Annotated in this window: 14 protein-coding genes and 1 tRNA gene; 9 read left to right on the top strand and 6 right to left on the bottom strand. The window is 64.4% G+C overall.

Annotation, left to right across the window (positions count from 1 at the left end):
- Positions 1-47: 47 nt before the first annotated feature.
- The 4 genes from proB to rplU all read right to left on the bottom strand — a co-directional run bounded on the left by proB (position 48) and on the right by rplU (position 3,174).
- Complete coding sequence (gene proB, locus F3J19_RS27390) at positions 48-1,166, bottom strand: glutamate 5-kinase (protein WP_167048731.1); 1,119 nt, start codon at positions 1,164-1,166, stop codon at positions 48-50.
- 71 nt (positions 1,167-1,237) lie between these two features.
- Complete coding sequence (gene cgtA / locus F3J19_RS27385; RefSeq protein ID WP_167048729.1) at positions 1,238-2,359, bottom strand: Obg family GTPase CgtA; 1,122 nt, start codon at positions 2,357-2,359, stop codon at positions 1,238-1,240.
- Positions 2,360-2,576: 217 nt separating this feature from the next.
- Complete coding sequence (gene rpmA / locus F3J19_RS27380; protein ID WP_008923994.1) at positions 2,577-2,837, bottom strand: 50S ribosomal protein L27; 261 nt, start codon at positions 2,835-2,837, stop codon at positions 2,577-2,579.
- A 25-nt stretch (positions 2,838-2,862) separates the two neighbouring features.
- A complete protein-coding gene (gene rplU, locus F3J19_RS27375; protein ID WP_007180329.1) occupies positions 2,863-3,174 on the bottom strand; it encodes a 50S ribosomal protein L21 in 312 nt (103 codons plus the stop codon).
- 282 nt (positions 3,175-3,456) lie between these two features.
- Here rplU and F3J19_RS27370 point away from each other — a divergent pair, with 282 nt between their 5' ends.
- From F3J19_RS27370 to yacG, 9 genes are all read left to right on the top strand, one after another.
- Positions 3,457-4,449 carry a polyprenyl synthetase family protein gene (locus F3J19_RS27370; protein WP_167048727.1) on the top strand — a complete coding sequence of 331 codons (993 nt, stop codon included), beginning with the start codon at positions 3,457-3,459 and terminating at the stop codon, positions 4,447-4,449.
- A gap of 49 nt (positions 4,450-4,498) precedes the next feature.
- Positions 4,499-4,575 (top strand) — tRNA-Pro (locus F3J19_RS27365).
- Positions 4,576-4,782: 207 nt separating this feature from the next.
- Positions 4,783-6,078 carry an HlyC/CorC family transporter gene (locus F3J19_RS27360; RefSeq protein WP_167048725.1) on the top strand — a complete coding sequence of 432 codons (1,296 nt, stop codon included), beginning with the start codon at positions 4,783-4,785 and terminating at the stop codon, positions 6,076-6,078.
- Positions 6,079-6,225: 147 nt separating this feature from the next.
- Positions 6,226-7,482, top strand: a complete 1,257-nt coding sequence (locus F3J19_RS27355) for an ATPase, T2SS/T4P/T4SS family (RefSeq protein WP_167048723.1) — start codon at positions 6,226-6,228, stop codon at positions 7,480-7,482.
- Positions 7,479-8,705 carry a type II secretion system F family protein gene (locus F3J19_RS27350; protein WP_167048721.1) on the top strand — a complete coding sequence of 409 codons (1,227 nt, stop codon included), beginning with the start codon at positions 7,479-7,481 and terminating at the stop codon, positions 8,703-8,705. Before F3J19_RS27355 ends, F3J19_RS27350 begins: the two co-directional genes overlap by 4 nt.
- Before the next feature lie 28 nt (positions 8,706-8,733).
- Positions 8,734-9,675: an A24 family peptidase gene (locus tag F3J19_RS27345; protein ID WP_167048719.1), complete on the top strand. Its 942-nt coding sequence runs from the start codon at positions 8,734-8,736 to the stop codon at positions 9,673-9,675.
- 3 nt (positions 9,676-9,678) lie between these two features.
- Positions 9,679-10,281, top strand: a complete 603-nt coding sequence (coaE, locus tag F3J19_RS27340; protein ID WP_167048717.1) for a dephospho-CoA kinase — start codon at positions 9,679-9,681, stop codon at positions 10,279-10,281.
- Positions 10,282-10,794: 513 nt separating this feature from the next.
- Positions 10,795-11,550, top strand: coding sequence for a cell division protein ZapD (gene zapD / locus F3J19_RS27335; RefSeq protein ID WP_167048715.1), 756 nt, complete (start codon positions 10,795-10,797; stop codon positions 11,548-11,550).
- A gap of 125 nt (positions 11,551-11,675) precedes the next feature.
- Positions 11,676-11,876 (top strand): DNA gyrase inhibitor YacG, encoded by a 201-nt coding sequence (gene yacG, locus F3J19_RS27330; protein WP_167048713.1) that lies wholly within the window; start codon positions 11,676-11,678, stop codon positions 11,874-11,876.
- Positions 11,877-12,017: 141 nt separating this feature from the next.
- On the opposite strand, the gene F3J19_RS27325 is transcribed toward yacG, so the two are convergent.
- Complete coding sequence (locus F3J19_RS27325) at positions 12,018-12,452, bottom strand: NUDIX domain-containing protein (RefSeq protein WP_167048711.1); 435 nt, start codon at positions 12,450-12,452, stop codon at positions 12,018-12,020.
- A complete protein-coding gene (locus F3J19_RS27320; RefSeq protein WP_167048709.1) occupies positions 12,449-13,318 on the bottom strand; it encodes an ATP-binding protein in 870 nt (289 codons plus the stop codon). Before F3J19_RS27320 ends, F3J19_RS27325 begins: the two co-directional genes overlap by 4 nt.
- Positions 13,319-13,326 lie beyond the last annotated feature (8 nt).

The following is a 13,326-nucleotide window of genomic DNA, read 5'->3' as shown; positions in this document are numbered from 1 at the left end:
GCTTTGGCTTTCTACGAACCTTGTTCGGGTTCGCGTCGCGGGACGAATCAGAGCAACACGAGGTTGTCGCGGTGGATCAACTCGGGCTCCAGCATATAGCCGAGCACCGACTCGATTTCGCCGCTGGGGCGCCGCTGGATCAGCCTGGTTTCGGCGCTGCTGTAGTTCGTCAAACCGCGCGCCACCTCGCGCCCCGACGCGCTCACGCACGCAATCACCTCGCCGCGCGCAAACGCCCCCTGCACACCGACGATGCCGATCGGCAACAGGCTCTTGCCGCCTGCGGTCAGCTTTTCCACCGCGCCGTCGTCGATCACGACGTGGCCGCGCACCTGCAGGTGATCGGCCATCCACTGCTTGCGCGCCGCCATCCGCGCGGTGCGGGCGATGAGCTGCGTGCCGATCGCTTCGCCCGACGCAAGCCGCGACAGCACGTCCACCTCGCGTCCGCTCGCGATCACCGTATTGGCGCCGCTATGCGCCGCGCGCTTGGCAGCAAGAATCTTGGTCAGCATGCCGCCGCGGCCGAGGCTCGAACCTGCGCCGCCCGCCATCGCTTCGAGCTCCGGCGCGCCGGCGTCGGCCTGCTGAACGAGCGTGGCACTCGGCTCCTTGCGCGGATCGGCCGTGAAAAGGCCTTGCTGATCCGTGAGAATGACGAGCGCGTCGCCTTCGATCAGATTGGCGACCAGCGCGCCGAGCGTGTCGTTGTCGCCGAACTTGATTTCGTCGGTTACGACCGTGTCGTTTTCGTTGATGATCGGCACGACGCCGAGGCGCAGCAGCGTGAGCAACGTGGAGCGCGCATTCAGGTAACGCTCGCGGTCGGCGAGGTCGGCGTGCGTCAGCAGAATCTGCGCGGTCTGGATCGAGTGCTCGGCGAAGCGGCTTTCGTACACCTGCGCAAGCCCCATCTGCCCGACGGCCGCGGCCGCCTGCAACTCGTCGATTTCACGCGGCCGTTTGGTCCAGCCGAGCCGCTGCATGCCCTCGGCGATGGCGCCCGAGCTGACCAGCACCACCTCCTTGCCTTGCGCGCGCAGCGCCGCAATCTGCGCGGCCCAGCGGCCGATCGCCGTATGATCGAGGCCGCGCCCGTCGTTCGTGACGAGGCTCGAACCGACCTTCACTACCAATCGCCGTGAATCCGCGATGACCGAACGCATCGTGCGCTGTCTCCCAAGATGACGCGTGATACATGCCGGCAGCCCGCCTGCTGGCGCCGGCGCTGGAGTTTTTATTCCTGCGGGTGGCTGCCGGACTCGCCAACCGCGGCCTGGACTCCCGATCCTTCGCGGAAACGCACGTCGGAAGCAAGGTCTTCGGCTTCGGCCGCGCGCTGCGCATCGGAATGTTCGGCGAGGTAGTCGAACACCGCGTAGCAGAGATTCTCACAGCCCTGGCCGGTCAGCGCCGAAATCTCGAACACCGGACCATCCCAGCCAAAACCTTCGAGGAACGCCGACACGCGCGCTTCGCGCTCGTCTTCGGGCACCATGTCGAGCTTGTTCAGAACGAGCCAACGCGGCTTCTGATAGAGCTGATCGTCGTACTTGCGCAGTTCGTTGACGATCGCCTTCGCTTCCACGACCGGATCGATCGACTCGTCGAACGGTGCAATGTCGACGATGTGCAGCAGCAGGCCAGTGCGCTGCAGGTGGCGCAGGAACTGGTGGCCGAGACCCGCGCCTTCGGCCGCGCCTTCGATCAAACCGGGAATGTCGGCGATCACGAAGCTGCGGCTCGGCCCGACGCGCACCACGCCGAGATTCGGCGCGAGCGTCGTGAACGGGTAATCGGCGATTTTCGGCTTCGCGTTCGACACCGACGAGATAAACGTCGACTTGCCGGCGTTCGGCATGCCAAGCAGGCCAACGTCGGCCAGCACTTTCAGTTCGAGGCGCACCATGCGGCGCTCGCCCGGCTTGCCGTCGGTCTTCTGACGCGGCGCGCGGTTCGTGCTGGATTTGAAATGCAGATTGCCGAGACCGCCCGCACCGCCCTGCGCAATTTGCACGCTCTGATTGTGCTCGGTCAGATCAGCGATCAACTCGCCGGTTTCCATGTCGGTGATCGTGGTGCCGACCGGCATGCGCAGCGTGATGTCGTCGCCGCCCTTGCCGTAGCAGTCCGAACCGCGACCGTTTTCGCCGTTGCGAGCCAGATGTTTTTTCGCGTAGCGGTAGTCGATCAGCGTGTTGATGTTGCGGTCCGCGACCGCGATCACGCTGCCGCCCCGGCCGCCGTCGCCGCCATCCGGACCGCCGAACGGAACGAATTTCTCGCGGCGCATCGACGCGCTGCCATCCCCTCCGTCGCCGGCGATGACTTCAATCCTCGCTTCGTCAATGAACTTCATGCGTAACTCCGTCCCGTATGTGCTGCCAGATGCAGGGTGTACTGCCTGATTGGATGCTGCTATTTTGCCGCGCGCGTTGCGCGTTGATCAATCGACCGAACGGCATAGGCACAGCCAGCCAGCGATCGATGCCGCGCGCAGAAGGCGCCGCAATAAAAAAGGCCCCGCGAACTTCGCGGGGCCTTTTTCCGGTCCTGAAGCCCGTGCCTGATTAAACTCAGGCTGCCGGGACGACGGAAACGGTGTGCTTCTTCGCCGCGCCCTTCGTCGAGAACTGAACGTGGCCGTCCTTCAGCGCGAACAGGGTGTGATCCTTGCCCATGCCGACGTTTTCACCAGCGTGCATGCGCGTGCCGCGCTGACGCACGATGATGCCGCCAGCGTTGATAGCCTGGCCGCCGTAAACCTTCACGCCGAGGCGCTTCGATTCGGAGTCGCGGCCGTTCCGGGACGATCCGCCTGCCTTTTTGTGTGCCATTTGATCTGCTCCTTAACCGGTGCGCTTACGCGTTGATCGCGTCGATGCGCAGTTCGGTATAGTTCTGGCGGTGGCCGCCATGCTTCTGGTAGTGCTTCCGGCGACGCATCTTGAAGATGGTCACTTTTGCGTGACGACCTTGCGACACGACGGTAGCCTTGACGGAAGCCCCACTGACCAGCGGCGTACCGAACTTAATCGATTCGCCTTCGCCCACTGCGAGAACCTGGTCGAGCGTGATTTCAGCGTCAATGTCTGCCGGTATCTGTTCTACTTTAAGTTTTTCGCCGACGGCAACCTTGTACTGCTTGCCACCGGTTTTTATGACCGCGTACATTGAGAACCTCACTCTTTGTTCATTTTTCCCACGCACCGCGCGCGGAAATTCTCGATTATACATGGAGTTAGCTGCTCGGTCAAAACCTGTTTCCAAAACCGTTTAAGAGTCTTTCCGCCGCCTTCCGGCCTTACTTTCGCGACGGGGCGAGCGGCACCCGGCACCTCCCACGCAGCCCCGGCATGCGGCGCTGCCGACGCGGCAAAGCGCCCGCGCCGCAGCCGACGACCCGGAAGCGCCCCGATCGCCTTATAATTCGCGGCACTACCCAATTCAGCCATCATGTCGTCGACTGCCACCCCTTCCCCCAACGTCGCCAGCCTGCTTGCTCCGGTCGCCGAAGACATGCAGCAGGTGAATCGCGTCATCCGGCAACGTCTTGCGTCCGACGTGATGCTGATCAACCAGATTTCCGAGTACATCATCGGCGCCGGCGGCAAACGGCTGCGGCCCGCGCTGCTGCTGCTCGTGGCGGGCGCGCTCGGCGACACGACGGGGCACCGGCACGAACTGGCGGCGGTCGTCGAATTCATCCACACGGCCACCTTGCTGCACGACGACGTGGTCGACGAATCGGACCTGCGGCGCGGCCGTCAGACCGCCAACGCGCTGTTCGGCAACGCCGCGAGCGTGCTGGTCGGCGATTTTCTCTACTCGCGCTCGTTCCAGATGATGGTCGGCGTCGGCAAGATGCGGGTCATGGAGATTCTGTCGGAGGCGACCAACATCATCTCCGAGGGCGAAGTGCTGCAATTGCTGAACATGCACGACGCGGACGTCGACGAAGCCCGCTACATGCAGGTGATCCGCTACAAGACCGCCAAGCTGTTCGAAGCGGCCGCGCAGCTGGGCGCGGTGCTGGCCGGCGCGGACGCGAAAATCGAAGCGGCCGCGGCGGAATTCGGCCGGCGCATCGGCACGGCGTTCCAGATCATGGACGACTGGCTCGACTACACGGGCACGGCCGAATCGATGGGCAAGAACGCCGGCGACGATCTGCGCGAAGGCAAACCGACGCTGCCGCTCATCTATCTGATCGAACGCGGCACGCCGGAGCAGTCGGCACTCGCGCGCGAAGCGATCGAGCAGGGCGGCACCGACCGTTTCGAAACGATTTTCGAGGCGATCACGCGCTCCGGCGCGCTCGATCACACGCTCGAATGCGCGAAACAGGAAGCCCAGGCAGCCGCGACGGCAATTTCTTCATTCCCCCATTCCATTTTTAAAGAGAGCCTGCTAGAATTATGTTCTTACTCGACGGCAAGGCAGTCTTGAACGAGACTGAAACGCCGGATTAGTCTGAATCGAGTCAGCAGTACCTAATCGGGGTGTAGCTTAGCCTGGTAGAGCGCTACGTTCGGGACGTAGAGGCCGGAGGTTCGAATCCTCTCACCCCGACCAGATTCTCCTTGTTCGTTCAAGGTTCAAAAACCGCCGCAGCATTGCTCGGCGGTTTTTTGTTTTGCACGTCGTTTTTTACCCGCAGCCGTTGCTACACCGGGCGACACACAGCCGCCACATCGTCCATATCGGCGCCAACCCCAGTGGCGGGCCGCATAGCCCCCTCTGCTATATTCTCTCCATCCTTTCCCTTATTTTTCACGACGCGTGGAACAACTTCCCTTATGGGCGCAGATTGGCGCCGTCCTTCTGCTGCTCGTCTGCTCCGCCTTCTTTTCCATTTCCGAGACAGCGATGATGGCGCTCAACCGCCATCGTCTGAAGCACCTTGCCAACCAGAACACGCTCGGCGCGAAAACGACCCAGGGCCTGCTCGCGCGTACCGATCAACTGCTGAGCGTCATCCTGATCGGCAACAACCTGTTCAATACGATCATCCCGGTGCTCACGACCTCGCTCGCGCTGCACACGTTCGGCCGCAACAACCTCATCCTGTCGATCGCGACCGGGCTCGTCGCGTTTCTGATCATCGTGTTCGCGGAGATCACGCCGAAAATCGTCGGCGCAACCTTTCCCGAGAAGATCGCGCTACCCGCGAGCCTGCTCATCGCGCCGCTGATGCGCGCCGCGAAACCGCTCATCTGGTTCGTCAACCTGTTCGCGAACGGCATCCTGCGCGTGCTGCACATCAACACGAAAAGCGCGCGCGACCAGCGGCTCTCCACCGAAGAATTGCGCACCATCGTGCTCGAGTCCGGCAGCTTCATGCCGACCAAGCACCGCAGCATCCTGCTGAATCTGTTCGACCTCGAAAACATCTCCGTGGACGACGTAATGATCCCGCGCCGCCGCATCGAGGCGCTCGACTTCGACGCGCCGTTCGAGCAGATCCTGCATCAACTCGAAACCTGCTATCACAACAAGCTGATCGTCTACCAGGGCGACATCGACCGTGTGCTCGGCGTGCTGCACGTACGCAAAACGCTCGCGGCCCTGCACAACCAGGAACTCGGGCGCGACACCCTGCGCGAACTGCTGACCGAGCCGTATTTCGTGCCGAGCGGCACGCCGGTGTTCCAGCAGCTCCAATATTTCCAGGAGAGCCGCCAGCGCACCGCGCTCGTCGTCGACGAATACGGCGAACTGCAAGGGCTCGTCACGCCAGAAGACATCATCGAGGAGCTGATCGGCGAATTCACCACCTCGATTCCGCGCGGCGCCAGTTCGCGCGGCGGCTGGAACGAGGATGGCGAATGCATCGTCGCGGGCAGCATGCCGCTGCGCGAACTGAACCGCTGGCTGCACCTCACGCTGCCCACCGACGGCCCGAAAACGCTCAACGGCCTGATTCTCGAAATTCTCGAAGACATTCCCGATGGCGACGTCTGCGTGCAGATCGGCGAGATCAAGCTCGAAGTCATGCGCAGCGACGATCAGGCGATTCGCACCGTCAAGCTGTTCAAACCGCCGTCGCGCAAAGCCGCCAAAGCGCGCCCCAACTAACGCCCTGGCTGGCAATCGCCGATTCGCGATCAGCATCGCACACGGCAGTTCAGCGCGCCATTAGCCGAATGGCTGAATGGCGCTGCCGCCCTCACTGCCGGAAGATGAAGCCGTCACGTTCTACAGGCGGCTCATCGCCGGTCTCTCATGTCCAACTCCTTTGCAGCCGCGACGGCCACGCCGCGCGCCCTGCCCTTTAACGGCGAAACTGGCGCGGCCGGTCTCGCCGATCCCGACAACGCCCCGGCCGTGCGTCTCCTGACCGACACGCTGCGGGAAGCGACGCGGCGCAATGCGTCGGATATTCACATCGAGCCGGCCGAGCACGGCTGGCGCATACGCTTGCGGATCGACGGCGTGCTGCATGAAATCCCGCGGCCGCCCGCTCATCTGCGCGATGCATTCGTCACGCGCGTGAAAGTACTCGCGCGGCTCGACATCGCCGAACGGCGCGTGCCGCAGGACGGTCGCCTGCGCATCGCCAGCACGCCGCAGCGCATCGAGGACTATCGCGTCAACTCGCTGCCCACTCTGTTCGGCGAAAAGCTCGTGCTGCGCCGGCTCGACGCACTGCCCGCCGATCTTTCGCTCGATTCGCTCGGCCTCGATCCGCAACAGCGGCAAACCGTCGACGCTGCGATTCGCGCGCCGCACGGTCTTGTGCTCGTCACCGGACCGACCGGCAGCGGCAAAACCCTGTCGCTGTACTGCTTTCTGAATCTGCTGAACGGCGAGGCGCGCAATCTCTGCTCGGTCGAGGACCCGGCGGAGATCCAGCTCGCCGGCATCAATCAGGTCAGTGTGCGCGAGAAAGCCGGGCTGACTTTCGCAGTCGCACTGCGCGCGTTTCTGCGTCAGGACCCGGACGTCATCATGGTCGGCGAAATCCGCGACAACGAGACCGCCGACGTCGCGGTCAAGGCCGCGCAAACCGGCCACCTCGTGCTGTCCACCTTGCATACGAACGATGCCCCCGCGGCGATCGCGCGGCTCATCGACATCGGTGTCGAGCCCTACAACCTCGCGGCCGCGCTGCGGATGGTGACGGCGCAACGGCTCGTGCGGCGCCTGTGCGCCGCGTGCCGCAAGCCAGCGCCGCATTCGGCGGCGGCGCTCGAGGCAGCCGGGTTCGCCGCCCACCGGCTCGATGGCTGGCAGCCTTATGCGGCAGTCGGCTGCGCGGCCTGCCACGGCATCGGCTACCGGGGACGCGTCGGCATTCACCAGGTGATGCCGGTCTCCGACGCTATGCGCGAACTGATCGTCGCCAGCGCGGGCGTCCACGAGCTGGCCCGGCTCGCGCAGACCGAACAGGTCGCGACGTTGCGCGACGCCGCGCTCGCGCGCGTACGCGACGGCACCACGAGTCTCGCCGAAGCGCTCGCCGCCACCGAAGTCGCATGAGCACCGTTCCGCTCTTTCGCCCCGCTGCCGACCAGCGCTTCAAATGGCGCGGCCTCGACGCCGACGGCGCGCGTCAAAGCGGCTCGCTGATCGCGCCGGACGCGAGCGCCGCACGGGCCATGCTCAAACGCGACAACCTGTTCATCGTGGAACTCGCGATGCAAGGGCCGGCGCCACGCCCCCAAACCCGCGCCGCCGACGTCACGCTGTTCACGCGGCAACTCGCGAGCCTGTTGCGCGCCGGTCTGCCGCTCGCACCCGCGCTCGAACTGCTCGCGCAAGCACCCGCGTCGCGCCGGCAAGGCATGCCGCGCATCATCGCCGCCGTCGCGCGCGACATCACCGCCGGCCTGCGCTTTTCGGCGGCATTGCAGCGGCACCCCGCGCAGTTCAACGCGCTGTACTGCCAGCTCGTCGAAGTCGGCGAAGCCGCGGGTGCGCTCGCCACGGTGCTCGCCCGTCTCGCCGACGACCGCGAACGCGCCGCCGCGCAACGCGCGAAAGTACGCGCGGCGCTGACCTACCCGGTCGCGATCCTGCTGCTCGCCATGGCGATTACGGCTGCGTTGCTGGTGTGGGTCGTGCCGACCTTCAAGCAGATTTTCGACGGTTTCGGCGCGCAGTTGCCCGCGCCGACACAGTTCGTGCTAGCGCTGTCAGCCGGTGCGGCGCGCTGGAGCGTGCCGGCGTTTGCGCTGCTGGCCGCGCTGAGCTCGGCCATGACGTTCGTGTTGCGGCGGTCGGCCAGCGCCCGCATCCGTTTTGCGCGCGCCTCGCTCAACCTGCCGGTAGCCGGCCCGCTGCTGCGCACGCTGTGCGCGGCGCGCTGGAGCCGCGCGCTCGGCACGCTGCTGTCCGCCGGCACACCGCTCGCCGATGCCTTCGACTCGCTCACGCACGCAACCGGCAATGCCTTTTTCGATCGCGCCACGGCGGGCATCGCGGTGAGATTGCGGCGCGGCGAACGGCTCGCCGCGGCGATGCGCGCCGCGCAATGCTTCCCGTCCGAGGTCGTGCAGCCCGTTGCGGTCGCCGAGGAATCGGGGGCGCTCGACACGATGCTGCTCGACGTCGCCTCGCTCGCCGATCGCCAGGTGGACGAAAAGATCGGCACGCTGTCGAGCCTGTGCGAACCGCTCGTGATCGTCGTGCTCGGCGCGCTGGTCGGGGGCCTCGTGATTGCGATGTATCTTCCCATTATTCAACTCGGCAACGTGGTGTAGCATCGCAGCCGAATCCATTCCAAACTCCATGCAGGCTCCTCTTCCGCTCGTGCAAGAAACCTCTTCCAGCCTGCTCGCGGGCTTACTGCCAGGCCGCTTCGCGAGCGATGTCGGGCTCGCGATCGCCAGTCTGCCCGCGGGCGTGCAGATCGCGTTCGCGATCGTGTTCGGCCTCGTGATCGGCAGCTTTCTGAACGTGGTCGTGCATCGGCTGCCCATCATGCTCGAACGCGCCTGGCGCGAGGAAATCAACGAGGCCACCGAGACGCCGCAAGCCGACGACGGCCTGCCCGCGCGCTATAACCTGTGGGTGCCGCGCAGCGCATGCCCGCATTGCGGTCACGTTCTGAGCGCGTGGGAAAACCTGCCGGTCCTGAGCTATCTCATGTTGCGCGGGCGTTGCTCCGCGTGCGGCACGCATGTGAGCCTGCGCTATCCACTGCTCGAAATTGCGAGCGCCGCCTGCGCCGCGAGCGTGCTCGCGGTGTTCGGCCCGACCATGATGGCGCTCGCCGCGTTCGGCCTGTGCGCGATGCTGCTGGCGATGAGCGCGATCGACATCGACACGCACCTGTTGCCCGACTCGATGACGCTGCCGCTGCTGTGGGCCGGCATCATCGTCAATTTCAACGGTATGTTCACGAACCTGCACGACGCGGTGCTCGGCGCGATCTTCGGGTATCTCGCGCTATGGGCCGTGCATTGGGTGTTCCGTCTCGTACGTGGCGTCGAAGGCATGGGCTACGGCGATTTCAAGCTGCTAGCCGCCCTCGGCGCCTGGCTCGGCTGGGCTGCCCTGCCGCAAATCGTGCTGATCGCGGCGATCGCCGGTGCGGTGGTCGGACTCGCGGCCACGTGGCGCGGCCGCATGCGCTTCGAGGAGCCGCTGCCGTTTGGGCCGTTTCTCGCCGCGGGCGGTGCGCTCACGCTATTTGTCGGCACGCCGCTCTATCTGGCTCTGGGAGGCTGAAGCATGTTCGTTGTGGGACTGACTGGCGGCATTGGCAGCGGCAAATCGACGGTGGCTAATCTGTTTGCCGCGCGCGGCGTGCCGCTCGTCGACACCGACGTGATCGCGCATCGCATCACCGCGCCGCATGGCGTCGCGATGCCGCTCATTGCCGCCGAATTCGGCACGGAGTTCGTCGAGCCGGACGGCTCGCTCGATCGCGCGCGCATGCGCTCGCTCGTGTTCAGCGACGAAGCGGCGCGCAAGCGTCTCGAAAGCATCACGCATCCGCTGATTCGCGCGGAAACCGAGCGCGAGCAACGCGAGGCGCAAGGGCCGTACGTGATCGTCGTGGTGCCGTTGCTGGTCGAATCCGGTACGTGGAAGAACCGGGCGAATCGGGTGCTGACCGTCGATTGCAGCGTCGAGACGCAGATCGCGCGCGTGATGAAGCGCAACGGCTTCAGCCGCGAACAGATCCTCGCGATCATCGCGCGCCAGGCCACGCGCGAAGCGCGCTTAGCCGCCGCCGACGACGTCATCGACAACGACAATGCGCCGCTCGAAGCGCTCGAAGCTCAGGTGGATGTACGGCATCGCGCGTACCTGTTGCTCGCGAATGGGTGAGTAACGGGTGAACGAGCGAGAGGGCCGGCCAAACCGAAGCCGCCGCGTGCGCTGACCTGCGCACACGCGCAATACCGCGATACGTGACGCACCCGGATCGCACACATGCGTTGCATAGGCGTGTGCCGCACCTGGCCGCGATCGATCCGTACGCGGATCGATCGCATGCATGCGTCCCGATGAAGCGCCACGCGAATCTCGAAGCGCAACGCGAGCGCAACATGACACAAGCGTGTCCGCGGCACGCCTCATGCACGAGCACGCCCGAGGCAAAAACCCGCCACCGGCATGACTCAACCGCGGCACGAGGCACCATCAGCCCAGGTTCCCACACGAACCGCCACCCGCGCATTGAACTTTGCGCGCCCCCAGCAGCCGAAACGCACTGAACCATCGTGAAGTCACGAAAAAAGTTGCGAAAGCGCGCTGAAAAAGTGCGTGATTGCTTGGGTAGTCCCACGGCATTAGAATGTTTTGCATTCCTGTCACCGACCACGCCCGAGGCGAGCCCGCTTGATCCTTTACGAGTACCCCTTCAACGAGCGAATCAGAACGCTGTTGCGCCTCGAAGATCTGTTCGAGCGCTTCACGTTCTTTCTGACTCAGGAAGACGCCAGGGAACATCACGTCGCACTGACAACGTTGTTCGAAATCTCCGAAGTCGCGGGTCGCGCAGATCTGAAGTCCGATCTGATGAAGGAGCTCGAGCGGCAACGGCAAACGCTCGCGCCGTTTCGCGGCAATCCCGGCATCGAACAGAACGCGCTGGAAGCGGTGCTCGGCGAAATCGAGCAAACGCTCGCAGGGCTCGCGCAGATGCAGGGCAAAACCGGCCAGCATCTTGCAGACAACGAATGGCTCGCGAGCATTCGCAGCCGCGCCATCATTCCTGGCGGCACCTGCAAATTCGATCTGCCGTCCTACTATGCGTGGCAACAGCTGCATCCCGATCAGCGTCGCCAGGACATCGCCAAATGGGTCACGCCGCTGCTGCCGCTGCGCGACGCGGCCACCATCGTGCTGCGGCTCGCGCGCGAATCGGGCCAGGCGTCGAAGGTGATGGCGATGCAGGGCAGCTATCAGCAGATGCTGTCGGGCCGCTCGTATCAATTGATGCAGGTGCGCGTGGCACCTGAATTGCGCGTGATTCCCGAAGCGAGCGCCAACAAGTACATGCTGTGGGTGCGCTTCACGGTGCAGGACGGCGATCTGCGGCCGCGCGCGGTCGACGTCGACGTACCGTTCCAGCTCACGCTTTGCAGCCTGTAAGCGCTCGTCGCCGTCCTTAACAGACCCAAACAGCCCAATCCGGATTCAGGGAACGCGCCTTTGAAACGGCGCGAAATAGCCTTATATTCGTTACTTGTTCCGTTTGCGATTGACTGTCCGACCGTATGCCTACCGTCGTCAAATGTCCTACTTGCGGCAAAGATGTCCGCTGGACCCCTGAAAACCGCTTCCGTCCTTTTTGTTCCGAACGCTGCAAGCAGATCGATCTCGGCGCATGGGCCGCCGAGAAATACAAGATCGGCGGCAACGACCAGGAAGCCTCGTCATCCGATGAAACGTCTCGTGACGATTACAACCCGCATTGAGTCCGGCCGCGAGACTAAAAGGCCATCGAAAGACCGGCAATAAAAGGCGATAAACAGACGATAAAAAACCACGCGGCCCGGCGCTGTTCGCACAACCCCCGTCACCGCGTGGTTTCATCTGCTACATGTGCTACCCGCCGACTACGTCTTCTCGGCCGCCAGCCACTCCAGCACCGGAATCGTCGCCGGCAGCAGCGGCGAGACCTCGGCAGGCAAGCTCTGCCACACGAACGCCTGGCCTTCGCGCCCATGCGGCTCGCCCGACCACTGCGTCACCTTGCAGAAGAACAGCCGCACATAGGCATGCGGATAATCGTGTTCGAGCGTATGCCACAGATGGCTCGCCTCGACCTCGATCCCAAGCTCCTCGTGCAGTTCGCGCGCGAGCGCGGCCTCGACCGATTCGCCCGGTTCGAGCTTGCCGCCCGGAAACTCCCAGTAGCCCTCGTACGGCTTGCCCGCCGGACGCTGCGCGAGCAGATAGCGCCCGTCCGGCTGCACCAGCACGCCGACCGCGACTTCGGTGACCGGGCGGGCGGCGCCGTTCTTGCCCGTGTTGCCGCTTGCCTCGCTCATGCCGGCGTCTTACGGCCGGACCAGTCGCGCGCGAACTGCCACGCGACACGTCCCGAGCGCGATCCGCGTTCGAGTGCCCACACGAGCGCATCGCCGCGCGCCGCCTCGATTTCGGCGTCGTCGCAACCGAAATGCCGCAGCCAGTGCGCGATGATCGTCAGATAGTCGTCCTGCTTGAACGGATAGAAGCTGACCCACAGCCCGAAACGCTCGGACAGCGAAATCTTCTCTTCGACCAGTTCGCCCGGATGAATCTCGCCATCCGACGTGTGCTTGTACGTCTCGTTGTCGCTCATGTACTCGGGCAGCAGATGGCGGCGGTTCGAGGTCGCGTAGATCAGCACGTTGTCCGACTGTGCGGCGACCGAGCCGTCGAGCGCAACCTTCAGCGCCTTGTAGCCCGATTCGCCCTCTTCGAACGACAGGTCGTCGCAGAACACGATGAAGCGCTCCGGGCGCTTCGCGATCAGATCGACGATGTCGCCGAGATCGTGCAGATCGTCCTTGTCCACTTCGATCAGACGCAGGCCGTCTTTTGCGTACGCGTTCAGGCAGGCCTTGATCAGCGACGACTTGCCGGTGCCGCGCGCGCCCGTCAGCAGCACGTTGTTGGCCGGCTGCTGGCGCACGAACTGGCGCGTGTTCTGTTCGATCAGCCCTTTCTGGCGATCGATGTTCTGCAGGTCGTCGAGCGTGATCGACGAAATCGCGGGCACCGGTTGCAGGTAGCCGCGCCCCTGGCGCTTGCGCCAGCGGAACGCGACGGCGGCCGACCAGTCGATTTCCGGCGCGGCGGGGGGAAGCATGGCTTCCAGGCGACCGAGCACGGCTTCGGCCCGGGTCAGAAACTGTTCGAGTTTGTCCATGTTAAGTA

Source organism: Burkholderia sp. Ax-1724 (assembly GCF_011752995.1).
Lineage (GTDB): Bacteria > Pseudomonadota > Gammaproteobacteria > Burkholderiales > Burkholderiaceae > Paraburkholderia.
This window is presented reverse-complemented; position numbering and strand designations above follow the sequence as displayed.

Bases quoted from the DNA above. Each gene is read 5' to 3' on its own strand.
- cgtA (WP_167048729.1), bottom strand. From the start codon at position 2,359: ATGAAGTTCATTGACGAAGCGAGGATTGAAGTCATCGCCGGCGACGGA.
- F3J19_RS27350 (WP_167048721.1), top strand. From the start codon at position 7,479: ATGAGCACCGTTCCGCTCTTTCGCCCCGCTGCCGACCAGCGCTTCAAA.
- F3J19_RS27320 (WP_167048709.1), bottom strand. From the start codon at position 13,318: ATGGACAAACTCGAACAGTTTCTGACCCGGGCCGAAGCCGTGCTCGGT.
- rplU (WP_007180329.1), bottom strand. From the start codon at position 3,174: ATGTACGCGGTCATAAAAACCGGTGGCAAGCAGTACAAGGTTGCCGTC.
- rpmA (WP_008923994.1), bottom strand. From the start codon at position 2,837: ATGGCACACAAAAAGGCAGGCGGATCGTCCCGGAACGGCCGCGACTCC.
- coaE (WP_167048717.1), top strand. From the start codon at position 9,679: ATGTTCGTTGTGGGACTGACTGGCGGCATTGGCAGCGGCAAATCGACG.
- F3J19_RS27370 (WP_167048727.1), top strand. From the start codon at position 3,457: ATGTCGTCGACTGCCACCCCTTCCCCCAACGTCGCCAGCCTGCTTGCT.
- F3J19_RS27355 (WP_167048723.1), top strand. From the start codon at position 6,226: ATGTCCAACTCCTTTGCAGCCGCGACGGCCACGCCGCGCGCCCTGCCC.
- F3J19_RS27345 (WP_167048719.1), top strand. From the start codon at position 8,734: ATGCAGGCTCCTCTTCCGCTCGTGCAAGAAACCTCTTCCAGCCTGCTC.
- F3J19_RS27325 (WP_167048711.1), bottom strand. From the start codon at position 12,452: ATGAGCGAGGCAAGCGGCAACACGGGCAAGAACGGCGCCGCCCGCCCG.
- proB (WP_167048731.1), bottom strand. From the start codon at position 1,166: ATGCGTTCGGTCATCGCGGATTCACGGCGATTGGTAGTGAAGGTCGGT.
- yacG (WP_167048713.1), top strand. From the start codon at position 11,676: ATGCCTACCGTCGTCAAATGTCCTACTTGCGGCAAAGATGTCCGCTGG.